This window comes from Acinetobacter amyesii, assembly GCF_023499985.1.
GTDB lineage: Bacteria > Pseudomonadota > Gammaproteobacteria > Pseudomonadales > Moraxellaceae > Acinetobacter > Acinetobacter amyesii.
The window spans coordinates 86,299-110,212 of sequence record NZ_JAMCOU010000021.1 but is presented as its reverse complement, the minus strand read 5'-3'; the positions used below and the strand labels follow the sequence as shown (position 1 = coordinate 110,212).

The 23,914-nt window shown below is 40.9% G+C and carries 21 protein-coding genes; 8 read left to right on the top strand and 13 right to left on the bottom strand.

All coding sequences use genetic code 11. The features are described from left to right. Window positions 1-64: 64 nt before the first annotated feature. Complete coding sequence (locus M5F03_RS05100) at window positions 65-904, bottom strand: metal ABC transporter solute-binding protein, Zn/Mn family (RefSeq protein ID WP_249707197.1); 840 nt, start codon at window positions 902-904, stop codon at window positions 65-67. 139 nt (window positions 905-1,043) lie between these two features. Between M5F03_RS05100 and M5F03_RS05095 the strand changes: the two genes are divergently transcribed. The 3 genes from M5F03_RS05095 to znuB are packed head-to-tail and all read left to right on the top strand — an operon-like array spanning window position 1,044 to window position 3,109. Then, window positions 1,044-1,541, top strand: a complete 498-nt coding sequence (locus tag M5F03_RS05095; RefSeq protein ID WP_078191481.1) for a transcriptional repressor — start codon at window positions 1,044-1,046, stop codon at window positions 1,539-1,541. 2 nt (window positions 1,542-1,543) lie between these two features. Next, the gene (gene znuC, locus M5F03_RS05090; RefSeq protein WP_078194027.1) at window positions 1,544-2,305 is read left to right on the top strand and encodes a zinc ABC transporter ATP-binding protein ZnuC; all 762 of its coding nucleotides are present in this window, start codon (window positions 1,544-1,546) and stop codon (window positions 2,303-2,305) included. Window positions 2,306-2,308: 3 nt separating this feature from the next. Continuing rightward, on the top strand, window positions 2,309-3,109 hold the full coding sequence (gene znuB, locus M5F03_RS05085; protein WP_180009577.1) for a zinc ABC transporter permease subunit ZnuB: 801 nt from the start codon (window positions 2,309-2,311) through the stop codon (window positions 3,107-3,109). A 105-nt stretch (window positions 3,110-3,214) separates the two neighbouring features. Here the strand turns inward: znuB and M5F03_RS05080 are convergent, their stop codons facing one another. Next, window positions 3,215-3,835 carry a LysE family transporter gene (locus M5F03_RS05080; protein WP_180024704.1) on the bottom strand — a complete coding sequence of 207 codons (621 nt, stop codon included), beginning with the start codon at window positions 3,833-3,835 and terminating at the stop codon, window positions 3,215-3,217. Window positions 3,836-3,994: 159 nt separating this feature from the next. On the opposite strand from M5F03_RS05080, the gene M5F03_RS05075 reads away from it, so the two are divergent. Beyond that, the gene (locus M5F03_RS05075) at window positions 3,995-4,915 is read left to right on the top strand and encodes a Dyp-type peroxidase (RefSeq protein WP_249707196.1); all 921 of its coding nucleotides are present in this window, start codon (window positions 3,995-3,997) and stop codon (window positions 4,913-4,915) included. A gap of 48 nt (window positions 4,916-4,963) precedes the next feature. On the opposite strand, the gene M5F03_RS05070 is transcribed toward M5F03_RS05075, so the two are convergent. The 3 genes from M5F03_RS05070 to M5F03_RS05060 are packed head-to-tail and all read right to left on the bottom strand — an operon-like array spanning window position 4,964 to window position 10,996. Beyond that, window positions 4,964-5,449: a hypothetical protein gene (locus M5F03_RS05070; RefSeq protein ID WP_180116347.1), complete on the bottom strand. Its 486-nt coding sequence runs from the start codon at window positions 5,447-5,449 to the stop codon at window positions 4,964-4,966. After that, window positions 5,439-7,718, bottom strand: coding sequence for a LysM peptidoglycan-binding domain-containing protein (locus tag M5F03_RS05065; protein WP_249707194.1), 2,280 nt, complete (start codon window positions 7,716-7,718; stop codon window positions 5,439-5,441). Before M5F03_RS05065 ends, M5F03_RS05070 begins: the two co-directional genes overlap by 11 nt. A 20-nt stretch (window positions 7,719-7,738) precedes the next feature. Continuing rightward, window positions 7,739-10,996: a type VI secretion system Vgr family protein gene (locus M5F03_RS05060; RefSeq protein WP_249707192.1), complete on the bottom strand. Its 3,258-nt coding sequence runs from the start codon at window positions 10,994-10,996 to the stop codon at window positions 7,739-7,741. A 231-nt stretch (window positions 10,997-11,227) separates the two neighbouring features. Between M5F03_RS05060 and M5F03_RS05055 the strand changes: the two genes are divergently transcribed. From M5F03_RS05055 to M5F03_RS05045, 3 genes are all read left to right on the top strand, one after another. After that, a complete protein-coding gene (locus M5F03_RS05055) occupies window positions 11,228-12,382 on the top strand; it encodes a methionine aminotransferase (protein ID WP_249707189.1) in 1,155 nt (384 codons plus the stop codon). Window positions 12,383-12,529: 147 nt separating this feature from the next. After that, entirely contained in the window at window positions 12,530-13,897 is a 1,368-nt protein-coding gene (locus M5F03_RS05050) for an MATE family efflux transporter (RefSeq protein ID WP_249707187.1), read from the top strand. Between the two features lie 253 nt (window positions 13,898-14,150). After that, window positions 14,151-15,515 carry an LLM class flavin-dependent oxidoreductase gene (locus M5F03_RS05045; protein WP_180010779.1) on the top strand — a complete coding sequence of 455 codons (1,365 nt, stop codon included), beginning with the start codon at window positions 14,151-14,153 and terminating at the stop codon, window positions 15,513-15,515. Window positions 15,516-15,680: 165 nt separating this feature from the next. Here M5F03_RS05045 and M5F03_RS05040 read toward each other — a convergent pair whose 3' ends face one another. Next, entirely contained in the window at window positions 15,681-16,505 is an 825-nt protein-coding gene (locus tag M5F03_RS05040) for an ABC transporter ATP-binding protein (protein ID WP_180035131.1), read from the bottom strand. Between the two features lie 45 nt (window positions 16,506-16,550). Beyond that, window positions 16,551-16,766, bottom strand: coding sequence for a TOBE domain-containing protein (locus M5F03_RS05035; protein ID WP_067765474.1), 216 nt, complete (start codon window positions 16,764-16,766; stop codon window positions 16,551-16,553). Window positions 16,767-16,996: 230 nt separating this feature from the next. Between M5F03_RS05035 and M5F03_RS05030 the strand changes: the two genes are divergently transcribed. Continuing rightward, window positions 16,997-18,091 (top strand): sigma-54 interaction domain-containing protein, encoded by a 1,095-nt coding sequence (locus tag M5F03_RS05030; RefSeq protein WP_249707184.1) that lies wholly within the window; start codon window positions 16,997-16,999, stop codon window positions 18,089-18,091. A gap of 171 nt (window positions 18,092-18,262) precedes the next feature. Here the strand turns inward: M5F03_RS05030 and M5F03_RS05025 are convergent, their stop codons facing one another. The 6 genes from M5F03_RS05025 to M5F03_RS05000 are packed head-to-tail and all read right to left on the bottom strand — an operon-like array spanning window position 18,263 to window position 23,907. Continuing rightward, window positions 18,263-19,093, bottom strand: coding sequence for an ABC transporter permease (locus M5F03_RS05025; RefSeq protein WP_249707181.1), 831 nt, complete (start codon window positions 19,091-19,093; stop codon window positions 18,263-18,265). Window positions 19,094-19,113: 20 nt separating this feature from the next. Then, window positions 19,114-19,947 carry an ABC transporter ATP-binding protein gene (locus M5F03_RS05020; protein WP_233944852.1) on the bottom strand — a complete coding sequence of 278 codons (834 nt, stop codon included), beginning with the start codon at window positions 19,945-19,947 and terminating at the stop codon, window positions 19,114-19,116. A 2-nt stretch (window positions 19,948-19,949) separates the two neighbouring features. Next, entirely contained in the window at window positions 19,950-21,005 is a 1,056-nt protein-coding gene (locus M5F03_RS05015; protein ID WP_249707179.1) for an ABC transporter substrate-binding protein, read from the bottom strand. A 12-nt stretch (window positions 21,006-21,017) separates the two neighbouring features. Continuing rightward, a complete protein-coding gene (locus tag M5F03_RS05010; RefSeq protein ID WP_249707176.1) occupies window positions 21,018-21,812 on the bottom strand; it encodes an ABC transporter permease in 795 nt (264 codons plus the stop codon). After that, a complete protein-coding gene (locus tag M5F03_RS05005) occupies window positions 21,809-22,657 on the bottom strand; it encodes an ABC transporter permease (protein WP_249707159.1) in 849 nt (282 codons plus the stop codon). Before M5F03_RS05005 ends, M5F03_RS05010 begins: the two co-directional genes overlap by 4 nt. Further along, window positions 22,654-23,907 (bottom strand): MFS transporter, encoded by a 1,254-nt coding sequence (locus tag M5F03_RS05000; protein ID WP_249707142.1) that lies wholly within the window; start codon window positions 23,905-23,907, stop codon window positions 22,654-22,656. The genes M5F03_RS05005 and M5F03_RS05000 overlap by 4 nt, the downstream gene beginning before the upstream one ends. Window positions 23,908-23,914: the final 7 nt, after the last annotated feature.

The window sequence follows — 23,914 nt, the reverse complement described above, 5'->3', positions numbered from 1 at the left end:
TAGTCGTGTTTTTTTAAATTGGTAAACTGCTTTCAAACTAATCAATAGTTGTTTGTTTTTTACATTACTTTCGCGCATTTAGTGTGCATTTCAGGGTTTTATCAGCCAACATCTTCCATGCTGTTACAAAATCCCCTGCCCCACTCATGGTTTCGTCCACCAGCTGAAAGACGATGCCACCGAGCTTTTGATACTGATTTTGGCTGGCATGTGCTTCTGCAAGTAAGCATACTTTTGGCTGTGCACGATGGTCTTTCAGGTATTTGATTTGTGCCAATGTCGGTGCGACATGTGGATCATCTGTCAACGCACCGGTAAATTTCAAATTCAGTGAGCGCTCAAGATATTGATAGGCATCGTGGTAAGACCAGTAAGGTTGAGCACGGCTCGACACATCTGTTTTTTGGGCTGTGATCAAGAGTTTCTGCGCAAATGCACGCGCATTAGCCCAATATTTTTCACGATGTTCTGGAAACTGTTGTGAACGTAAAGCAGCAATAAAAAAGCCGATTCGAACCGCATTGTTTGGTTCAAGCCAGACATGTGTATCGATTGTGCCTTTTAATGCATTGCCACGGACATCCCGTAATGGCAAAGCACTGATAATGCCTGAGTCTAAAATAGCGATACTTTTACCACTTTCACCCAACATTTTTGCCAATGGCGCTTCATGCGCTTGGCCTAGCCATAAAACGAGATTGGCATCTTGCACGGTTTTACGGTGCGCAGGCGTCAAACTCACATCATGTCCAGATTGATGGTCAAGCAATAGTTTTGGCTGCTCTACACCCTTGAGTACATCCTTCGCGATTAGATAAATCGGTTGTGTAGAAACAACGAGGCCTTGCGCCCAGCTCATCACACTGAATAAAGCCAAACTACAAAAAAGAATTACACGGGACATGGGGAGAGAGCACCATAAAATGAATAGTGTTATAATATAACAAAATCGTAAAAAAACCTACGTCTGTTCGTAAGTCCTTACGCTTCATGTTAAGATTTAAAGTCTTTTTCTTTATACACTTTCGTACTCGAGGTTGGCTATGAGCGCATGTTCACACGAACATCATAATGCTTTGCATGGTGTACACGATCATCATAATGTCGAACAGCGCCTTGCTGAAGCTGAGAGTCTCTGTAGTGCGACGGGTGCTCGGCTTACGCCCTTGCGCAAAGAAGTATTAGAACTGATCTTAAATGCAACAGGACCAATGGGCGCTTATGACCTTTTGGCTAAAATCAAAAGTGAGTCTGACCGACCTGCAGCTCCACCGACAGTGTACCGTACGCTGGATTTTCTGCTTGAAAAAGGTTTGATTCACCGTCTGACTTCGATTAATGCGTACATCCCGTGTTGCCATCCGCGCGAAGGACATCAAGCAGCATTTCTGATTTGCACAGACTGTAAAATAGTCAAAGAAGCATCTGCTCAAGGCTTGATGGCGCAACTCGATGAATTGTCTGCATCCGATGGCTTTACTGCACATCACAGTATTATTGAAATTTCAGGGATCTGTCAGCAGTGCCGCAGCAAACACTAAATATGAAGCCCATTGTGGCTTTAGAGCATGTTCATGTCCGAATCGATGAACGTGACATTTTAAAAAATGTAGATTTCGCCTTACACGAAAAAGAAATTGTCACATTGATTGGTCCCAATGGTGCAGGCAAATCCACGCTAATCAAAGTGTTGTTGGGTATTGTAAAACCTGTATCTGGCAAAGTGATCAGCACACAAAAATTAAAATTCTCATATGTGCCACAAAAATTTAATCCATCACACAGCTTACCGCTACGTGTGTGTGATTTATTGGCCCTAGAAAAATGTGATGCCAATATCAAGCAAGAAATTATTCGTGATACAGGCATTGCCAAGTTACAACAATCTAAAGTTCAGCAATTGTCGGGCGGCGAACGTCAACGCGTTCTGATTGCACGGGCTTTATTGCGTCAACCGAATGTATTGGTTCTGGATGAACCTATGCAAGGTCTGGATATCCAGTCTGAAGCGGAACTGTATGACTACGTGCGTAGCTTGCCAGAAAAATATGGCTGTGCAGTTTTGATGGTTTCTCATGATTTACAATGGGTCATGCAAGGCACGCACCGTGTGGTTTGCCTCAATAAGCATATTTGTTGCAGTGGCTTGCCTGAAAATGTCCAGCAACATCCTGAATATCAAGCGATCTTTGGAACAAATCGTGTGTTCTATCAACACCATCACGATCACTGTGCGCATGGCGATAGTGCAACGCCTTGCCAGCATGACTCTCGTCCCCATATTCACCCTGAACCGGAAGCATAATCCATGATGGAATGGCTACAACTCCTTTTGCCAGCATGGATCATGGGCACTTTGCTGGTGTTCCTGACTGCACCCCTCGGCTGCTTGATGCTTTGGCGTCGCATGTCATTTTTTGCGGACACCATGGCGCATGGCACTTTACTCGGTGTCGCCATTGCCGGTGCGATGAGTCTACCGCTTTGGACAGGCGTTACATTGATTGCGCTCTTATTGGTTGCAATCTTATGGGTGTTACACGACCCTCGCTTGCCCAATGACGCGTTGCTCGCGCTTTGTTCTGCAACACTCCTGTGCTCAGGCTTACTGTTCATACAACATTTGCCAAGCTTAAGACCTGAATTACTCAGCTATTTATTTGGTGATTTACTCACCATTTCTTGGTCAGATTTGCCTGTCTTTGCAATGGTGATCATTGTGGCACTGACCGTGCTGTATAAAAGTTGGCAATCGCAGATTCAGATTGCCATTGACCCCGATATTGCAGTCAGTGAAGGTGTCAGTGCCAAATGGCAACGTCTGATTTTTATGTTATTACTGGCATTATTTACCGTATTGGCTTTACGTGCTGTCGGCTCATTGCTGATGGGTGCATTGTTAGTGATTCCTGCATTAACCGCTCGTTTATTGGCAAATTCCCCGAAACAAATGGTGCTGTGGTCTTTCATCATTGCCCAAGTCGGTGTGACCGTGGGGTTATGGTCAAGTGCTGGTTTAAACACCTCTACAGGACTGACTATTGTATTAACCATGGCGCTGCTCTTTGCCCTGATTTTTATTATGCAAAAATTTAAGAAAGTGGCTTAAGTAGCAACGTTCATTGCTCAATTCGCGACATATCAAAAAAAAGCCATGCAGTTGCATGGCTTTTTTTGCACGTCAAATACGATGCTCAGAATCATCTAACTGGATTTATTGATGCACCAAACTCAATAAACTCGCAGCACAAGCAAATAATACCGCAAAGGTTCGATTCAAATATTTTTGTTGTTTAGGTGATTTTAATAACCGCAGCACTTTTGCAGCGAGACCAGTATACCCCGCCATGACAATCAGATCGATGCTAATCATCGTTGCAGCCATAATGACATATTGAATCCATTGGGGTTTGGATAAATCTAAAAACTGCGGCAAAACTGCCAACAAAAATACAATCGCTTTAGGGTTGCTCATATTGACCAAAAAGCCATGTAAAATTAATTTTGAACGTGATTTATTTGATAAATCTTGTTGGATTTCAATTGACTCAGTTGGCGCTGTCCACTGTAAATAAGCCAAATACAATAAATAGACCACTCCAAACCATTTCACGATCAGAAAAGCCCATGGTGTCGTCGCAAATAAGACCCCTGCCCCAGCTGCAACAATGGCGATCTGAACCAAAAGTGCCAATTGCAGGCCGATTGCATTCCAATACCCATGCTTAAACCCATAATTCAAACCACTCGACATAGACGCAATTGCACCTGCACCTGGGGAAACACTAATTACCCAACATGCCAACATGTATGCAATCCAGATTTGATAGGACATCATTAGCTCAAGTTTGAAATGGGTCTGTATTATATGACATTTACTCTATTTTCATGACAATAATGCACGCTAAAAGGCCAAATGAAGGCTACACTCTCAGCGCTGCTTAAGGCACAATATACACAGCCACTCAGAAATTATAATTTTTAGGAGCCATGAATGTCTGCTCAATCTGTAATTTTGCCATTACCCTCAGATCATGCTCGTTTTATTGTTTTACGTTTAAAAGATTTAACGATTAGCGAATTAAAAGAACAACTTGAAGACTTATTTAGCACTCGTGATCGTCTAATTACCCAACATCCTAATGCACAGATTAAAACAGCTGTAGCTTTTGGACCTGAACTTTGGGCACAACTTTATATTCAATCTCCAGCAGGCTTTAAACAACTTGATCCAATTCAAGGTTCATTTAACATGCCTGTAGCCCCAGCAGATGTACTGATTCACATTGCAGCACAGCGTACAGATATTTGCTTTGCTTTAAGCCAAGCTTTCTTTGATGGCATTCAAGATAAAGTGGAGGTTTTAGATGAGCGTGTTTGCTTCCGCAATTTCGATGGCCGTGACTTAACTGGCTTTATTGATGGTACTGAAAACCCTCAATTTCCAGATGACCGTGCTGAAACAGCATTATTAGCAGAAGATGCGGGTATTTTTGCTGATGGTTCTTTTGTCTTTGCACAGCGTTATGCACACAATTTAGATAAGTGGAAAAAGCTCAAAGTTGATGCACAAGAGCATGTGATTGGGCGTACCAAACTTGAATCGATTGAGTTGAACGAAGACGAACAACCTGAAAACTCACATGTATCACGTACCGTTGTTGAAGATGGTGAGGGTGAAGAACTCGCAATTTTGCGTCATTCATTGCCTTATGGCGATGGCCGCGGTGACCAAGGTTTGTTCTTTATTGCCTATACCAAAGATCTCAGCATTATCGACAGCATGCTAGTACGTATGTTTGGCACCAGTGGTGACGGCATTCATGACCGCTTACTTCACTTTGTCACTCCTATGGATGGCGCTTATTACTTTGCACCGAGTGAAGAGTTATTGGAAGAAGTGCTGGAAGGTTGAATAAATAAAGCCGACGAGAGTCGGCTTTTTTTTTCAAAGAATATTGTTTTAAATACAATTTTTCTTGACATATTCATCATTAAACTTTAGCACCCTATTATCTATATCAAATAAACTTAAACAGGCTGGATATTTATTTATTTTAATTATCTTACCTTCATTATAATAGACCTCATTTCCACATTTAACGAAACAGCTTTCCATCTTCCCAATTTCATAATTAACTGAAACTATTTTCCCACCTTTATAATCATAATTTTTATTAATTTGATAAAAATTATTATATGAAGTATTCCCATCAATAGGATTAATAAAAACAGCCTCATATTTAGCAATCAACATATTACTCTTAATGTCTTTTTTTTCATAAACTCTTACCAAATCTCCATCAAATTTCTCAATTGAAAAATAATCATGATGTATCGATTTAACAAATCTCTTACTACTTTCTTTTTTATAAAAATTATCAGGCAAAGCATAAACATTACCTAACACAATTAGATTTGTAAAAAACAATAGAAGCTTAATTTTCATTAATATGCTCTCTCAAAGACTTATATAAATCATTAACAATAATTTTTGAATTATTTACTAGTTTTTTTGCAATTTTTGGAGTTGTCATAAAACCAAATTCAACTAAAACTTTATATTTAGCATCATTTTTCCCACCATTCCCCAAAACGGTTAAATCTATTCTTTTTTCAACTTTACCTGTAACTTGAGAATAGTTTTTTGCAATTTTTTCAGCTAATTTTTTATCATTATCATCAAAATAACACATTACAGCATAATTACCTTTCAAATTCTCAATACCATCACAATGTAATGAAATAAAATAATCTGCTTTAGCGGAATTTGAAATTAATTTCCTGTAGGTCAATGGTGAGGTAGTTGTTATTTTAAAATTTTTACATGAAGAAATACTAGGTATATCTGTATAATCAATCGTTTCCTTTTTATCCCTTGTTAGATAGACAATATGACCATCATTTTCAAATAATTCTTTTAATTCTAAAGCTCTGTCATATACATATTCAAATTCTGTAGGACTGCGTGGATCTTTAACATCTATAAACTCGAAATATTCATCAGCTTTATTAATAACTTCATCTGATAAGTCTTTCCAAGAGTAATTTTGACCAACAATAAAATTTTTATTTCCGAAGCTTTTTTTCAACTTTAGCAATCTGATTTGTGTCCCTCCATTCGCTTTTACTTTTTGATTACCAACAATTCCATGCCCAGGATCAATTACAATTATTTTCTTATTTTTTTCTTTATTAGCAGTATGTGTTGCATTTTGATATGGCGTGACTGTTTTTCCTTCTTCTAAACAACATCTATCAATTAAATCTTTATTTGCAGAAATAGCTCCATCCTCAAGAAAATATTTAGTTTTTTCTGCAATCTCAGCTTTATATATTTTTCCATCACCATTTATATCTAAACCGCTATTTCCATTGTACTTATTAACTCTTAGGCTAGCGTGTTTATCATTTTTATCAGATAGTTTATTTTTATCATCCGCAAATACAACGTGTTCACGTACTCCACTTGACGCTGGAAAAAGTACTTGCAAATAAAAATCTACAAATTCTAAATCTTTGTTTTCTAATTTTTTAAAATATTTTTCTACATATTCTAATTGCTGTACCTCGCTCATTTGAGCAAACTCTTTAACTCTTTTTAAATTTTGTAAATTTTTATCTTGAGAATTATAGTAATTTTTCACAATCTCTATAGTAACTTCTGTATTTAGCAATTCCTTAGCTGTATCAGGCATAAACTGGATTAAACCCGTAGCTCCTGAATTTTTTCTATTAGGAACATCAGCTTTAAATGTACCCCCTGATTCCCAAGCAAATACCGCCATTAAATTATTGGCCATTTTTAGTGGGTTTCTTGGCCATAATTTCTCACAAATTTCTACAACTTTCTTCCTAAATTCACATGTTACTTTCGCACCCCAAATAAGATCATAATCCCTACACATACATCGAATCTGTTGGTTATCGACTTTGATTTTAGGCTTCCCCGAATCCAACTCATGCTCTTGTTTTGTTTCAATTTTCTCTCTTGAAAGTGTCGAAGGTGTCGAAGGTGTCGAAGGTGTCGAAGGTGTCGAAGGTGTATTATGGTTCAACTTTAAAATTTGACCAACATATATCTGATTTATATTAACTATATTATTTAAATTTTTTAATTCACCTATTGATAGGCCTGTTTTAACAGCTATTCCACTTAAAGTATCCCCTCTTTTAACTTCATAAACATATGAATTTAATGAAATTTCATTATTTTTAGTGATAGATTTTTCATTTTTCTCACCAGTAGCCTTATAATTTGGATGAACTTGTATTTTTTGACCTTTATATATTTTATTTGCATCTTTAATTTTATTTAAACCACATAATAATGCAACAGTTGTATTATAATTTTTTGCTATATCAAATAATTTATCATTTTCTTTAACAGTATATGTAAATGGTTGCGATTTCCCTTCTTGTTTTTTATTTTCAATATTTTTTATTTTTTTTATTAATACTTTTGGACTTCTGAAAATTTTCAAATCATTAACTTTATAAACACAATATAAGCCAACATATTTATATTCACCATTTGTCTTTTTTACAGAAACTCTTAATATATAACCTAAATTTCTACTAATTATGACTGTCTTTCCATCCTTACCACTCATTCCAGCAGCAATTACTTTATTTTTTAAATCTTCAACCTTATATTCTAAATTAGATATAGGATTAAATAATAAGTCTAAAAATTGAAACTCTACATTTCCTTTCATAAAAATACTTTCCTGATTTTTTATATATCTTTTTCTTCTACATAGTCAAAATTTAAATCATCTTCACTAAGCCATTCAGGTGTTTCATAACCAACTAAAATATCAAATTCTTTTTGTTCATCTGAAAAATGATCTTGTGTTTGACCATCATCATCAAGATTTCCAGTTACATATGTATTTGTTTTACTATCTAAATATTGATATTCAATTTTTTGAAAATTTTCGCCAATAAATAAATTATATAAATCTAATTTATTACTATAGACACCATTACCAGGCAGCTTCGGCAACTGAGCATTTACAGTCGCTCCTCCCACAAAACTATGCTGCCCCGCCTTACTCTCAAACTTGCCGCCTGTCGTGGTAAATATTCCGCTGCCATTAATTTTCAGTTGCGAGCCCCCTGCGGTCAGCACGATTTCTTTAGGACTGGTAATTTCAATTTTATCTTCCGTTGAAATGAGTTTAATCACCTTTCGTGCAATTGCTTCAATAGCATCATCTTGGGCTTGTAATTCAACTTTCCCTTTTGCGGCATAAGCACTCAGGCCCTTTTGAGCCGCAAACAGACTGATTTTGTCTTGTGCATGACCGACAATATTCTTTTGAGCACTGAAATTAATCGAACCTTGCGCACTTTCTGCAATATCCTGCGATGCTTGTAAAACAATATCTTCCGGTGTAGTGAGTGCAATACCATTGGGTGATGCAAGCAACATCAACGCTTGGCGGAATAATTTGCCTTGTTCTTGTTTTGCCGCTGTATTGGATTTTTCTAAACCTTGCGCATAGCCTTCCATAAAGCCTTGTACTTTTTCTAATGCTTTTATGGGTGTCATCGCTGGTGGCAAACCAAAACCACCATTATTCAACAAATCATCGGGGTTAAATTTGATGTCTTCGATCAATTTACCCACATCTTTTAATACTTTTAATGGATCTTCTTTTAGGTTACTTTTCAGACTTGCAACCCGCCCTTGAATCACATCCTTACCATTTTCTTCAATATGATCTATGACAGACTTTAAGTTATCAAAGGCATCTTCGGCATCATTAAAAAATGCTTTAAATTCTTTTACTGTACTTTTGACATCATGTGCGATTGAGCCCATTTCTTTGACAAAACTTTTGCAGTTTTTTAACGCTGCCAATGGGTCTCGACTTAAATCCTCTTTGAACAAATTTAAAGTCGCTTTGACACCTTCGGCAGTACTTTTGATTTCTAAAGAGTTTATTAACTTCGGCAAACGATTAATCACATTTAATGCATCGGTCTGCTGCTTTACGGCTACGCCGCTCAGCATATTCATGCTCTGATGCCCTTGATTTAAAAGAGACTGAGCTTCAGCAGCAGCAAGATGATCGGCAACTGCTTTATCCTGCGCATAGGTACTAATAAGTAAACCTTTACCTGCACGCATTGCCCCCCACGCATCCGTTCGCAGCTCAAACCCCTCACCACGGCCATGGCTACTGTCTTGCTCTTTAGGATGGCTGAGATTACCTAAATTCAGCTGTGTCGCTGCATGACTACTCTGTAATTGGGTACTGATCTGCCCCGTCGTGTCATCAAAGCGCAGTTGGTTAAAGCCTGCTCCCGCAACTTCTTGCGAGCGAATACCACTGAGTTTTTTGGTTTCAGGAAGCTGACCTTTGAGGTCAAACATGGTCTGAGATCGTTCAGCTTCATGTATTCGTCCTACTACAAAGGGACGATCCACATCACCCTCAAAAAAGTCGATGACCACGATCTCACCAATACGAGGATGGAAACGTGCCCCATAACCTTCACCCGCCCATGGAGTCAGTACATCGACCCAAGCCGAGTCACTGTCATTATCATTACTCCCTGCTCCACCATCATGACTGTGGTCGTCACTGCGGGTGAACGTAAACCGAACTTTGATACGCCCCCAAGCATCGACATAAATACTTTCACCTTCTGGACCGACCACTTTAGCCCGCTGTGGAAACGCAGGTGGCCGGTGTAATAAAGGATCATATTCAGGCACCACGGAAATTTGCCGACGGACCACATATAGGTCATTGGCCTGCCGTTCATCCCCTAAAGATAGCCAACGGCTCGCGGCAAGTAACTTCTCTAATTGAACCAAAATATCTTTGGGTAAATTATTCTGGTTATAAAATGCTTTGCCCAATATGAGAAATTCACGATCTGTCGTTTGATGTTGATCGATTTCAGGATGATTTTCTAATTCAAACCAATACCCAACTTGTGCATCCCTTACGCTACTGCTGGCGGTAAAATATTTGGCTTGTAATTCCTGATATTGATTGAGTTGCCGATTCAACTGATCCAATTGCTGTGTATTTGAAGTGGTCGCCTGATCTGCACCTTTGAGGTCAGTTGTCCAAGCCGAACTTACGGTCCAAGCCTGCTCTAAACTTAAGGTTTCATTGTGCTGTTGCTCACTCTGTGCATGGGCGCTTAAGAGCGGATTACTTTGGTCTTGTGCCAAATATTGAGCTTGCCAACGCTGCGTTTGAATGGTGGTCGATTGTAAAAAACGTTCTGCCACAAAACTGGTGATCGTATCCAAGCGTTCCGTGGCATGACTACGATGAAAGCGAATCTTTTTCCGTTCCAAAGCACTATAAGCCTGATTCGTATCAATTAAACGCAGCTGCTGTGCTTGCATCGGTGCAGCCGATAATGCGACAAATAACTCAGCTTCATCAATTAACCAATTGATCCCTTCACTGCGCCAAAGGCGAGTTAAAAATGCATAATCACTTTCATTCGCCTGCATGGTGAATGGACGTACATCATAAGTACGTGCCAACCCCTCTAAGTTCAGACTTAAACTGGCAGCAAACAACGCACTTTTTTTCTGCCATTCACTAAAAATAATCTCGGTCATCTCCCCAACCGATTTATTCATAAAGACACGGCTGTTACGACGCTTATGCCAGAGTGCTGTGGCATCCTCAATCACCAGCTTATAAACGGTCAATGCACCATCACTTTGACCTTGGCTTGCCCCGGTAATCACCCCAGTCAGGCGACTGAGTTGTCCCAAATCTGTCACTTGATCGACAGCCACTCGGCCACCGATAAACTGCTTTAAAGCAAGATGAGCATTGGTCGAGAGACAAATAATTTCCGCACGAAAGCCTTGATTAATACGGTGTTGACCTTCAATCCGTTGAATAAAAACTTCAGAATTTAGATGTTCATTTGAGAAATGAATGTGTAGCGCACGTTTCTGTACGCTAAAGCCAAAGTTTTCCACCATGGCGTGAATATTTTTAAGCATTGTTATTATGTATTTAATTTTTTTTAATGACGGCATTTTAGGAAATGTTTATTTTTTCGTCTACCCTATTTTGCAAATAATTTGTTGAATTCTTCTTTTTGGCTTTTACATCACTTTAGGATTCAAGTGAATAGGAACGTCAATACTGGATCAATTTTGCTGATCTAACTTTTCGCAGCCGCTGAGATGCTGCTACACTCAAAATGCAACCTATTAAAAATTTTAAGCTCCATGATCACAATTGAATCCAAACTGCCTGCACAAGGTGTGACTATTTTTAGCGTCATGAGCGCAATGGCGCAGCGTCTAAATGCACTGAATTTATCTCAAGGTTTTCCTGATTTTCCTGCACCTCCAGCGCTGTTAAATGCGCTAAGTGATGCGACGCAACAGGGTTTTAACCAATATGCACCCGGCGATGGACTGATGCATTTACGTGAGCAATTGGTCCGACTGTTTGCCCATCGAGACCAATTAAATATTGACCCTCACACCGAAGTGACCATTACCCCGGGTGCAACCATTGGTATTTTTAGTGCCATTCAAGCCGTGGTTCATGCGGATGATGAAGTGATTATTTTTGATCCGAGCTATGACAGTTATGCGCCCAGTGTAAAATTGGTTGGGGCTCATCCCATTCACATTGCCTTAGAGACGCCACATTTTACTGTGGATTGGAATCGTGTTGCCGCTGCGATTAACGACAAAACCCGGATGATTATTGTCAATACACCTCACAACCCAACAGGTGCTATTTGGGATCGTGAGGACTGGCTCAACTTGATCGAACTGATTCAAGATAAAAATATTATTGTGCTGTCGGATGAGGTCTATGAGCATTTAATTTTTGATGGTCGTCAGCATCTATCTGCTTTGTCATTTCCTGAGCTGCGTGAACGTAGTTTTGTCGTGGGTTCATTTGGTAAAACTTTTCACGTCACAGGTTGGAAAACCGGTTATTGCATTGCAGCGCCAGCCTTGATGCAAGTGTTTCGCCAAATCTATCAATTTGCCAATTTCTGCGGTGTTACGCCCGTACAAATGGCATTGGCTAACTTTATGGCAGAACATCCTGAGCACATTGCTGAATTGGCCGATTTTTACCAAGCCAAGCGTGACCGGTTCAATGCGGGCTTAAGCCACTCTAGATTTGAGTTGATTCCATCGGCAGGTACCTATTTCCAAAACCTTGATTACAGTGCCATACGCCCAGATTTAAGCGATGTGGAAATGTGTCAGTTGTTGGCAGAACAACATAAAATCGTGGCGATTCCTGTCTCGGTATTCTATCAAAAACCGCCGGAAAATTTACGATTATTACGTTTCTGTTTTGCCAAACAAGATGCCACCTTAGATCGAGCTGCAGAGATTCTCTCCGCGGTTTAAAGCCGTATCTGCCCAAACGTTTTTTTAAAACAGACATGTAGAAATAATGAAGCCTTGGTTACTCAAAAACTAAGGCTTTTTTGAATGCCAACATGATAGTGTTATCAGTAACTTAAAATCATAAAAAGCCGCGTCTAGGACCTGAGCATGTCAAAACAACAGTCCCTCGTTACTCAGCAAAATTTATGGAAAACGTTTTTAGTTTTTCTGGTGCCTTTGATCGCCACCAATATTTTGCAGAATTTATCTGGGACCATTAACACCGTTTTTGTCGGTCAGATGCTTGGGGTGCATGCCATTGCAGCCGTTGCGGTATTTTTCCCGATCTTGTTCTGTTTAATGGCTTTTGTGATTGGACTCTCGGCAGGTGCAACCGTGTTGGTGGGTCAAGCTTGGGGCGCGCAAAACCTTGAAACAGTTCGTACTGTGGTGGGTTCCACCCTTTTTATGACCTTGATTGGTGGCAGCATCATTGCCTTTTTAGGGGTGATATTTGCCAAGCCCATTTTATTGGCCTTAGGCACAGCCCCTGACGTGATGCATTTATCTTTGCCTTATGTGCAATGGATGCTTGCGGGTAGTCCACTACTCTTTATTTATATTATTTACACCTCGATTTTGCGTGGGGTCGGTGACAGTACAACACCGCTGATTGCATCGGGTATGACCATTGGTTCAGGGCTGATCATTACACCAGTACTAATTGCAGGAAAATTTGGATTTCCAAGTTTAGGTATTATTGCCCCTGCCATTGCCAGTCATATCGGCTTTTTAATTGCCTTGGTGTTTTTATATTTCTACTTAAAAAAGAAAGATCATCCGCTCAAACTCGACTTCGAGTTGATTCGTCATATTCGCCATCAACATGATCTCAGCAAAATTATCTTAAAACTAGGCATTCCTACAGGTATTCAGATGGTCACGACCTCTGTGGCCGGTCTCGTGATTGTCGGTTTAGTTAACCGCCATGGTGCTGATGCTACTGCTGCATATGGCGCGGTCAATCAGGTTTTGAACTATATCCAATTCCCGGCCTTGTCCATCGCGATTGCGGCTTCTATTTTTGCAGCACAAGCCATCGGTTCAGGTCATTCTGAATTAATTAATCGTGTGAAACGTACGGCCATCGGGATGAATTTCATTATTACTGGTATCTTGGTGGCATTGGGCTATTTATTCTCTAAACATTTAATGGCGCTGTTTATTACAGATCCTGAAGTTGTGGTTCTCGGTCAAGAATTGCTGTTCATTGTGCTTTGGTCGATTTTATTTTTTGGTGCCAGTGCGATTTTTGCTTCCATTATGCGGGCCAGTGGAACGGTGACCGTGCCGATGATTATTAATATTATGGCGATTATTTGCATTGAAGTGCCGTGTGCCTACCTATTCAGTGAATGGTGGGGCTTAAAAGGCATTTGGTATGCCTATGCTTTGGCTTTTGTCAGCTTATGTATTTTACAAGGGCTGTATTACCAACTGGTATGGAGACGAAAAGCCATCAAAGTATTGCTATAAAGTTTGCTAATAGCGTTCAATGCCAATACACGCTTTAAGTTTACATATGGAAAATCTTGTACTGATCCATGCATAAAGTTTGCCGTTAAACTGCTGTTTATTTTTCAACATTTGGTTTTATATCCTGTTGATTTATCTACACCTAGAACCAATTAAAATTAAAACCCTCTTATTTTCAAACAATTACGGTTTGGCATAGATTTTGTTCTTATCCCTTTTATCTTTTAAGAATAATTGGGATGAGAAATTTTTTATGTCTAAACGTCAAATAAAGCTTGGGGCTTTTATTCCAACTACCTCACAGCATGTCGCAGGTTGGCGTCATCCCGAATCTCGCCCACAAGATCATCTCAATATTGATTATGCAATTGAACTGGCAAAAACCGCAGAACGTGGTCTATTCGATGCCTACTTTCTTGCCGATGGTCTGTCTGTCCGTTGGAGTTCTGCTGTCGAAGGTGAGAAAGGTTTGGGCGATAAAGGCGTTGGCTTTGAACCTGTTACATTGTTTGCTGCACTGTCGGCTGTGACGCAAAATATAGGCTTTATTGCCACAGCATCCACGACTTATGAAGACCCTTACATTTTGGCGCGTAAATTTGCTTCTTTAGATCATATTTCTAAAGGTCGTGCTGCGTGGAATGTGGTAACGACAGCCTCTGCCGATGCCGCAAAAAACTTTAACATTCAGCAGCACCCTGAACCCAAAGAGCGTTACGAACGTGCCGATGAATTTATTGAGGTGACTCAAAAACTTTGGGACTCATGGGAGGATGATACCTTCCATTACAACAAAGAAACTGGGCAATTTTTTGATGCCCGAAAACAACATCAGCCCAATCATCAGGGCCAATACTATCAGGTACTGGGTGCTCTCAACGTCTCTCGCCCACCGCAAGGCTATCCGGTGATTGTTCAAGCGGGACAATCTGAAGACGGTCGTGAACTGGCAGGTAAATATGCCGAAGTGATTTTTACAGCACAGCAGAACTTAGCAGATGCGCAAGCCTTTTATCGTGATGTCAAAAACCGCTTAGTGAAATATGGCCGCCATGCAGATGACCTGAAAATTATGCCGGGGGTTTCGATTTTTGTTGCCAAGACAGCGCAAGAAGCCCAAGAAAAATATGACTTTTTAAATAGTTTAATTCACCCAGAAGTGGGTTTAAGTTTATTGTCTGCTTTGGCAGGTGGCATTAATCTGGCCAAATTTGATCTAGATGCCCCTTTCCCGAAAATAGAAGATGCAGACATTAATTTCTCCAGTCGTCAGCAAATGATGATTGATATTGCCCGTAAGCACAATTTTAGTATTCGTCAGCTCTATCAATATATCGCTTCAGCCCGTGGACATTGGACCTTGATTGGCACGCCTGAACAAGTCGTAGACCAACTGCAGGAATGGTTTGAGAATGACGCTGCCGATGGTTTTAATGTCCTACCGCCAACAACACCTGCGGGGTTAAATGATTTTGTCGATCTCATCGTTCCTGAACTGCAACGTCGCGGTCTATTCCGAACGGCTTATGAAGGCAAGACCTTACGAGAAAACTTAGGTTTAAAACGACCTGAAAACCAATATGTTTTAGAAAAAAGACATACCTCCCAAGCCTCATAAACCAACGTTTAATAAAACTGAAAAACAAATGCCCCAACTGGGGCATTTTTATGGACTGATATTGATCCAACTTAAGCGATGATCATACTGACCTATATTTGATAAGCCTAAAAAAAGCCCTGAATTCAGGGCTTTTACATTGTTTAGGTGATGGTCAATTCAGACTTACCATGCAAATTTATAATCGGCAAATCGGTGAGATAAAGGTTCAAGCAACTGATCTTTTACTGGATCACTAAAGTCAGTCAAAATGTCATTTTTAATATTGATCAGACGGACATCTTCGCGTTTACGCGGATGGGCTAAATGAATATCTACAATACGTTTAATTCGTCCCGGATGTGGCTGCATGACCACCACCCGATCACCCAAAAAGACAGCCTCTTCGACATCATGGGTGACAATGATCATGGTGATTTTTTCACTTTGCCAGATTCGCTGTAATTCATCCTGCAAATTTTGACGCGTCAACGCATCAAGTGCACCAAAGGGTTCATCGAGCAGCAAAATCTGTGGTCGATTCACCAAACTCCGGGCAATCGCCACACGTTGATTCATCCCACCAGACAACTGCGAAGGATAAGCATCTTTAAATTGGGTTAATTTGACCAACTCTAAATGTTCATCAATCAATACATCTTCTTCTGCACGGCTAAACTGGCTTTTATGCAATGCAATCCGTACATTTTCCCGTACCGTCAACCATGGAAACAGGCGATGATCTTGAAACACGATACCACGTTCCAAACTCGTGCCCTGTATAGGCTGACCATCAACCAAAATCTGGCCCTGAAACTGACGCTCTAGACCAACCAACAACCGTAATAATGTGGATTTTCCGCAGCCACTACTTCCCACAATACTAATGAACTCACCCGGCTGAATATTCAGGTTAATGTCCTCAAGTACGGTTAAGTCTTCTTGCTTTTGTGTGGGATAATGTTTCGTTAGCTGCTGAATAGAAACCGAACCAGCTTGTTCTACGCTCATATCATTATTCTCTATTTGTGCTGACAAACTTTGCTGGACTAAACCTTAGAGTTTAGCCAGTGACACTTCCGTCGATTTAATTAACACCACTACCTCTGAACCTACTTTTAAGTCTAAATCCTTCACCGAACGCGTCGTGATCACGGACGTAAAAAAGCCCGCTTTGGTTTCCACATCAATTTCTGAAACCACAGGACCCTCTACGATTTCATTAATCACGCCTTTGAATTGGTTTCGCACATTTACTGAAGTAATCGCCATTTTAATTATGCCTTTTGTTATTAAGAGAACTTTACTATAAAACAGTTCAATCACTTGCTATATCTTGATTTATCCTTTAGTTATCCCGATTTTATTTATCTTAAAATCAGATAAATAATCCACGCATGAATTTATCGGTGAAACTGATATTTAAATATCGAATTATTATTTATCTTTTATTTTTAAATCTTTCATCATGATCTGCATTTTCAACAACTATAAGAAACGATATGTCTATTTTGACCCACCCTGCAGTGCCCTCTGCACTGAAACATAAACGGGCAACAGCGACGGTCTTTGCAGACCCGTTATCGCAAGCGTTGTTGTCTCGAATTGAACAAATTGCACCAAGTGAGGCCAATGCACTCATCATTGGTGATACAGGCACAGGAAAAGAGTTAGTTGCACGCCAAATCCACCAATTAAGCCATCGTGCCAAAGGTCCATTTATCGCAGTGAACTGTGGTGCCTTTACCGAATCATTAGTCGAAAGCGAATTATTTGGACATGAAAAAGGAGCCTTTACAGGGGCAATTAATAGCCGTATCGGTTGGTTTGAAGCAGCCCATAATGGCACCTTATTTTTAGATGAAATTGGTGATCTGTCCTTGCCTATGCAAGTCAAATTACTCCGTGTTTTACAAGAAAGAGAGATCGTTCGAGTCGGCTCACTCAAATCCATTCCAATTAATGTCCGAATCATAGCCGCAACCAATGTCGATTTAGAGCATGCCGTACAGGATGGGCGTTTCAGGGAAGATTTATTCTACCGCTTACATGTGGCGTTGCTACGCATTCCACGTCTCTCAGAGCGTCGTGGTGACATTTTGCCTTTGGTTAAACACTTCATTCAGGTCTATCAAACCAACCCACATGACACACCATTACGCCTCAGCCCATTGGCGCTCAAGAAACTCCATTTACATAGCTGGCCGGGAAATATTCGCGAATTAGAAAATACCATTCAACATGCGATTTTAGTCAGTGAAAAAGGTGTGATTGAACCAGAAGATATTAGTTTTTCGAGTATTCAAAGTGCATCGTCGTTTTCGCGTGCAGAACCTTTTAACTTACAAAATGCCACCTCTGCTGTAGCCAACATCAAAGATATTCAAGATGCTGAACAATTACTTGAGCAGACCTTTTTACAAATTTTTCAAGCCGCAAATCAACTTAAGCATGACAATATTAATGATCTGATTGAAGAAAAATTTATCCGAAGTGCGTATCAGCACTGTCAATACAATCAAGTGCATACGGCTCGTTTGCTTGGAGTGACAAGGAACGTGATTCGCACTCGCCTAATTAAATATGGCTTATTATAAATAAGTCATATTTTTATTTACTCCACATTAAAATAATAATCCCAAAAACTGATACATCAATATTCATCTATACTATTCTTTATTCATTGCATTATTTTAAGTATAAAAAATCAGTAATAAAAAACCTCGGTATATCCCGAGGTTTTTATTTATTTTTCCATTTTGTCTAGATTATTCCACAGGGTTGCGTTTCCACGCTGTGAAGTATTTTTCTAGTCCAATCAAGAAGTAGTTAAAGGATAAGCCTACGAGGGTAATGACTAATATGCCTACAAACATTTGTGGAATTTCAAAGCTAAATTGCGAATAAATAATCAGATATCCCAGACCTGCTTTGGCACCAAACATTTCTACTGCAACTAAGGCCAAAATAGAAATTGCCCCTGCCAGACGGATACCGACAAAAATCGTGGGTATGGATGCAGGTAAAATCACTTTTCGGAACAATTGATAGGGTTTTAGGCCCATGGTTCGTGCCGATTTAATCAGTAAAGTATCGACCGTTTGTACGCCTGTAATAGTGTTCAATAAAATCGGCCATGTGCACGCGTAGACCAACAGACTGATTTTTGAGGTTTCACCAATGCCTAAAAATAAGATAAACAGCGGCATCAACGCCAATGCTGTGGTATTTCGAAACAATTCTAACAAGGGATTTAAGGTTTCAGCCACGAGCTTGTACCAACCAATGATGAGACCCAAAGGAATGGCGATCGCTAGGGCCAAAATGAAACCAATAATGGAACGCTTTATACTGGCCAAAAAATGGATGCCTAATTGACCGCTTTGATATAGCTGCCATGTGGTTTCCAATACTACAGATAACGGCGGTAAAAAAGCCGGATTGACCACACCACTCCGCGGCAGAATCTCCCACAGCAAGAAAAAAGCTACAATGGCAATGGTGCGTTTAAATACCGTGTTTAACCAAGTGAATTGTAGTCTGGGTTTAATGTCGTTATACGATTGCGTATAACTGATGGCTTGTTTAGTCGATGACATAAATAAATCCTCTGAATATTTTAGTTATGTGCAAGCTGTTTATGTTTTTCGAGGGCTTGCGCTTTAATCACTTCTTCACTGAGCAATGACCAAATTTTATGGCGAATTCGGCCATATTCAGGCAATGAACGGACATCTTCACTGGAGCTGCGCAGGCTTTGCGGAATTTCAATCACTTCCTTAATTCGCCCCGGTCTTGAGGTCATAATCGCCACTCGCTGACTCAGATAAATTGCTTCATCAATACTGTGAGTAATAAAAACAATGGTTTTTTTCGAGCTTTTCCAGATATTGATCAGCTCGGCTTGTAAGGTTTCTCGGGTTTGCGCATCTAGGGCAGCAAAGGGCTCATCCATTAATAAAATTTCTGGTTCATAAGCCAAACTTCGGGCAATCGCAACCCGCTGCTTCATCCCGCCGGAAAGCTCATTCGGATAATGCTTTTCAAAGCCACTGAGACCCACAAGCTGCAAATAGTATTCGGCTTTTTCACGGCGTTCTTTTTTTGCTACGCCTTTGGCTTCTAGACCAAATTCGATATTTTCCAGTGCGGTTAACCATGGATAGAGCGCATATTGCTGAAACACAATGCCACGGTCTAAACCCGGTTGAGTAATCTGCTTGCCACTCAGTAAAATCTGCCCTGCCGACGGTTTGGTTAAACCCGCAATTAAGTCTAATAATGTAGATTTTCCGCAGCCACTTGGCCCCACGATTGAAACAAATTCACTCGGCTGAATATCCAAAGTGACATTTTCTACAGCAACAAATTCAGGCTTATAGTTTTTACTGCCGACATGGTTTTGTGCAGGAAATACCTTACGCACGTGATCTAAATGTAATGCACTGGTCATTGTTATATTCCTTTTGATTTTTGGTCTTGCGCATAGGGATTAAATTCATTGCTATAGATGCGACTGACCTCAATTTGATTTGGTTTTAATTTGTGTTCTTTTTCTAAGGCACTCACCCATGGGGCAAAATCCTGATCTTTTTGCACACCACCCACTTCGTGGACACCTGTGCCTGTGTAATATGGAATCAGTGCTGTATTTTCATTGCGTTGACGTTTTTCGATAATACTTTCCATACGAGCAATGATTTGCTCTTTCGGCGTGTTGTGTAACCATTCCTGTGCTTTAGCTACGCCACTGACAAAAGTACGAGCCAACTCGGGATGTTCTTGAATAAACTCTCCTCGCATCGAAAAACTGCCTGCAGTAAAGGGGCCGTATAAATCAATATCTTTAAAGATGCTACGTACACCACCATTTTTTAAGGCACGTTTTTCCAAAATGCCAGAGAACACCGCAATATCAATTTGCCCATTCCTTAAGGCTTGTTCTGAGCTCACCGGTGGCAACATAATCAGCTCAACTTGACGGATTTCATCATCGGTTAATCCATGGCGAGCCAAATAATCTTTCACCACAAAGTCATAATGTGCCCCATAGGCATTCACTGCGACTTTCTTGCCAATAAAGTCTCGTGGGCTACGAATAGGACTATTTTCTAGCACGTAGAAACCCACATTTTGCTCAGCATCGCTGCCATAAGATGCCACTACGGGAACGACATCTAGACCCGCAGCGATGACCTTCACCACAGCACCATTAAAGGCGCCAGCAAAATCAACATCACCGGCTACCAAAGTGAGTAAATCTTGTGGCCCACCTTGTACCGTGCCGACATAACTGAGTTTAACGTCGCCTAAATAGCCCAAGTCTTGTGCCAATTCAGGCAAAGATACCAGTCCCGGATAGCTTTGATAGCGTAATTCTTTTAAAGCCACTTGCTGAGGTTCATCCACTCGCTGCGTGCTGCAACCAACCAAGGCTGTACCAGCGACCAATGCTGCAAGGAACATATTGCGCCAGAGTTGAGGAATGTTATGGATTGTCATTTTTTTCATTGTTATGTTCTCCTATCCAACCTGCTGCCAAGCTAAAACTTTACGCTCAACCCAAGTCAGTGCTGTATTGAGCAACACGCCTACAGCACCAATCAGCAACATGCCAAAAATAATCAGTTCGACATCAAAAGCCTGACGCCCTTGAATCACAATATTGCCTAGACCATTGCCATAGTTCGCCAATAAAAATTCAGAGCCGATGGTGGCAAGCCATGCGAAAATCAGCCCAAGTTGTAAACCGACAAAAATCTGCGCCGAAGCACCGGGTAATATCAATTTACGAAACGCGTATGTCTTGGGAAATTGGTAGACTTCCGCTACTTCACGATATTTATGTGAAATACTGCTCACGCCTTCAAAGGTGTGTAGCGCCACGGGATAAAACACCGATAAGGTGATAAACAGCACTTTGGCACCATGTCCCTCGCCTAAAAAGGTCGAAATGAGTGGCAACCATGCAAACAGCGAAATTTGACGCAATACATGAAAGCTCGGTACAAATAACCAATTCGAAAGGCGTGAACTCGCGATCAAGATGCCAAACAACACACCCGCTATCGCACCTATGCCATAGCCTATAAAATTACGTGCCAAACTTTCGCCAAAGCCTGTCAAAAAGCTCGGTTGTTGGAGCACGGTCACAGCTTTTTGAAGTACGAGCCATGGACTAGGAATCAACTTCGGATCGACCCAGTTTTGCTGTGAAGCCAAAGCCCACAGTGCGATAAATGTCACAGGTAGAACGAGTGCTTTTGCTGCTTTAACTAAGACTTGGTGCGCTGCCCCGTGTAATGAAAGAATGCTCACGAGTTCCCTCCTACTCGGGTTGCGTGAAAGCGTGCCGTTTTTTCTAACCAAGCCAGCAAGGTATCTAAGACATAGCCCGTAATACCAATCAGAATGATCGCCATGAAGATCAAGTCCATCTGCATTAGCTGACGTCCCCACACCATGAGATAACCAATTCCTTCACTACTTGCTAATAACTCGACAAAAACCAATGCCAACCACGCCTGCATAATGCCTTGACGTAAACCACTGATCACACTGGGTAGTGCAGCTGGGAAAATCACTTCTTTGAGTTTCTGCCAATTGCTGTATTGGTAAACCTCTGCCACTTCCATCAAACTATTCGGCACATGAGTAATGCCCTTATAGGTTGCAATCAACACCGGTGGTAAAACAGCCAATGAAATAGCGGCTATCTTCAAAGCCTCATCGATGCCTAAGAAAATCATCAGTAATGGAATCCAACCGACAATCGGAAATTGCGCAACAAGATTCACCGTCGGAAAAATAAAGTCCCGACTACGTTTGGCCAATCCCAACACAGTACCAAGCAAAATCCCGACACTGGCACCAAGCAAGACACTCCATAAAATACGTTTGGCACTGATGGCAAAATGAAAACTCAATTCACCGCTTTGCCATAATTCAACTGTGCTTTGCCACACCAAACTCGGTGCAGGTAAAATTTGCTCAGGCAACCAATGTTTGAGTGTTGCCACATACCACAAACCGAACCATAAAACTGGCATCAGGAGTCCACACGCCACTTGCAAAGTTAGTTTTAAATAGGTCTTAAAAAAATCCAACGCACTTCGGTCACTTTGCAAGGGAACCGAATGTGCAGATACATCCGTAAGGCTCATAATTCTTGTCCTTTTACGCTCTGTTCTGAGACATCAGGTTTTAAAAATTGAATAAATTCCTGATCTTTGCTGATCAAAATAATCAGACCAATAAACACCAGCCCGATTGGTAAAAATAAATTTTGTAGTCCAACCTGTGCGCCAAATACGGCGCCTATCAAGCCACCCAACAGTCCACCCGAAGGTCCGACGAGGGCTAAAATTGGAGAAATCTTAGCCATCGCGGTTTGCTCACCCACTCGGGCGAAAGACATAAAATTGGCGATATGCAACATACCGAGTCCAAGTCCAAATATGACCGAAGCAGGCCACATCAACAGCGTGATTTTGGTTAAGGCTAAAATCAGTAATGCCGTTGCCATCAGGCTTAGGCCAATCAAATAAAATTTTTGATAACCCATCAGCTCAGCCAAACCGCCCATGCTAAATAGCGATCCCACAAACACAATGCCTTGTACGGTCAGCAGCATCACCGCCATTGGCTCTGAAAGTGCAAAACTTTGGATAGCAATCACCACAATGAAAAAGCCAAAGTAGTTATTTGCCACGCTGCTCAAAAATTCCAATATGCAGACAATCCGCAGTGAGGCATGGGTTTTGATGAGTGCCAAAGGCGCCACAATATCTCGCCATTGAAAATGCGGGCGATTCGTCGCTTGTGGAGTGCTACGTTGAAAGCACCACGGAGCCAACAGCAAGGTGCCTAAAAAAAGCAAAGACACCACATAAAAACTTCCGCCATAGCCGAAATGCTCGATCAATAACACGCTCAATGCAGGCGCAATCAGGAAATATCCCATCATGTGCGAACCGCGAAACCAACCCGCACGGGCTGGACCTAAACGTTTTAAGTTGCTCAAAAAAACGGTATTGATCGAAACAAACCGCATGGGTAAGACAAAACTCACCAAGGCTGTCACCGCAAAGAGGTACCATGCACCAGCTTTGAGTGGCGTTAAGCTATACACCACGGCGCCCAACACACTGCCGATGCAGAATATTTTCAAAGATCCAGAGCGCTGTACCAACACACCAATCGGCAATGCCATGATCAAAATGCCAAAATTTTGCGCTGCAGAAATTAGCCCCAATTGCAATTCGGTGGCTTCTAAATGCACGGCATACAAGGAAATTAATACCCGTGCGACACCCACACCCAGTCCAGCCAAAATCGTGAGCAGCACAAAACTGCTCATAAATTTGGTGGTTAATGGACTGGCAATTACATTGCTTTCAATCGGACGACTCATGGCTGCG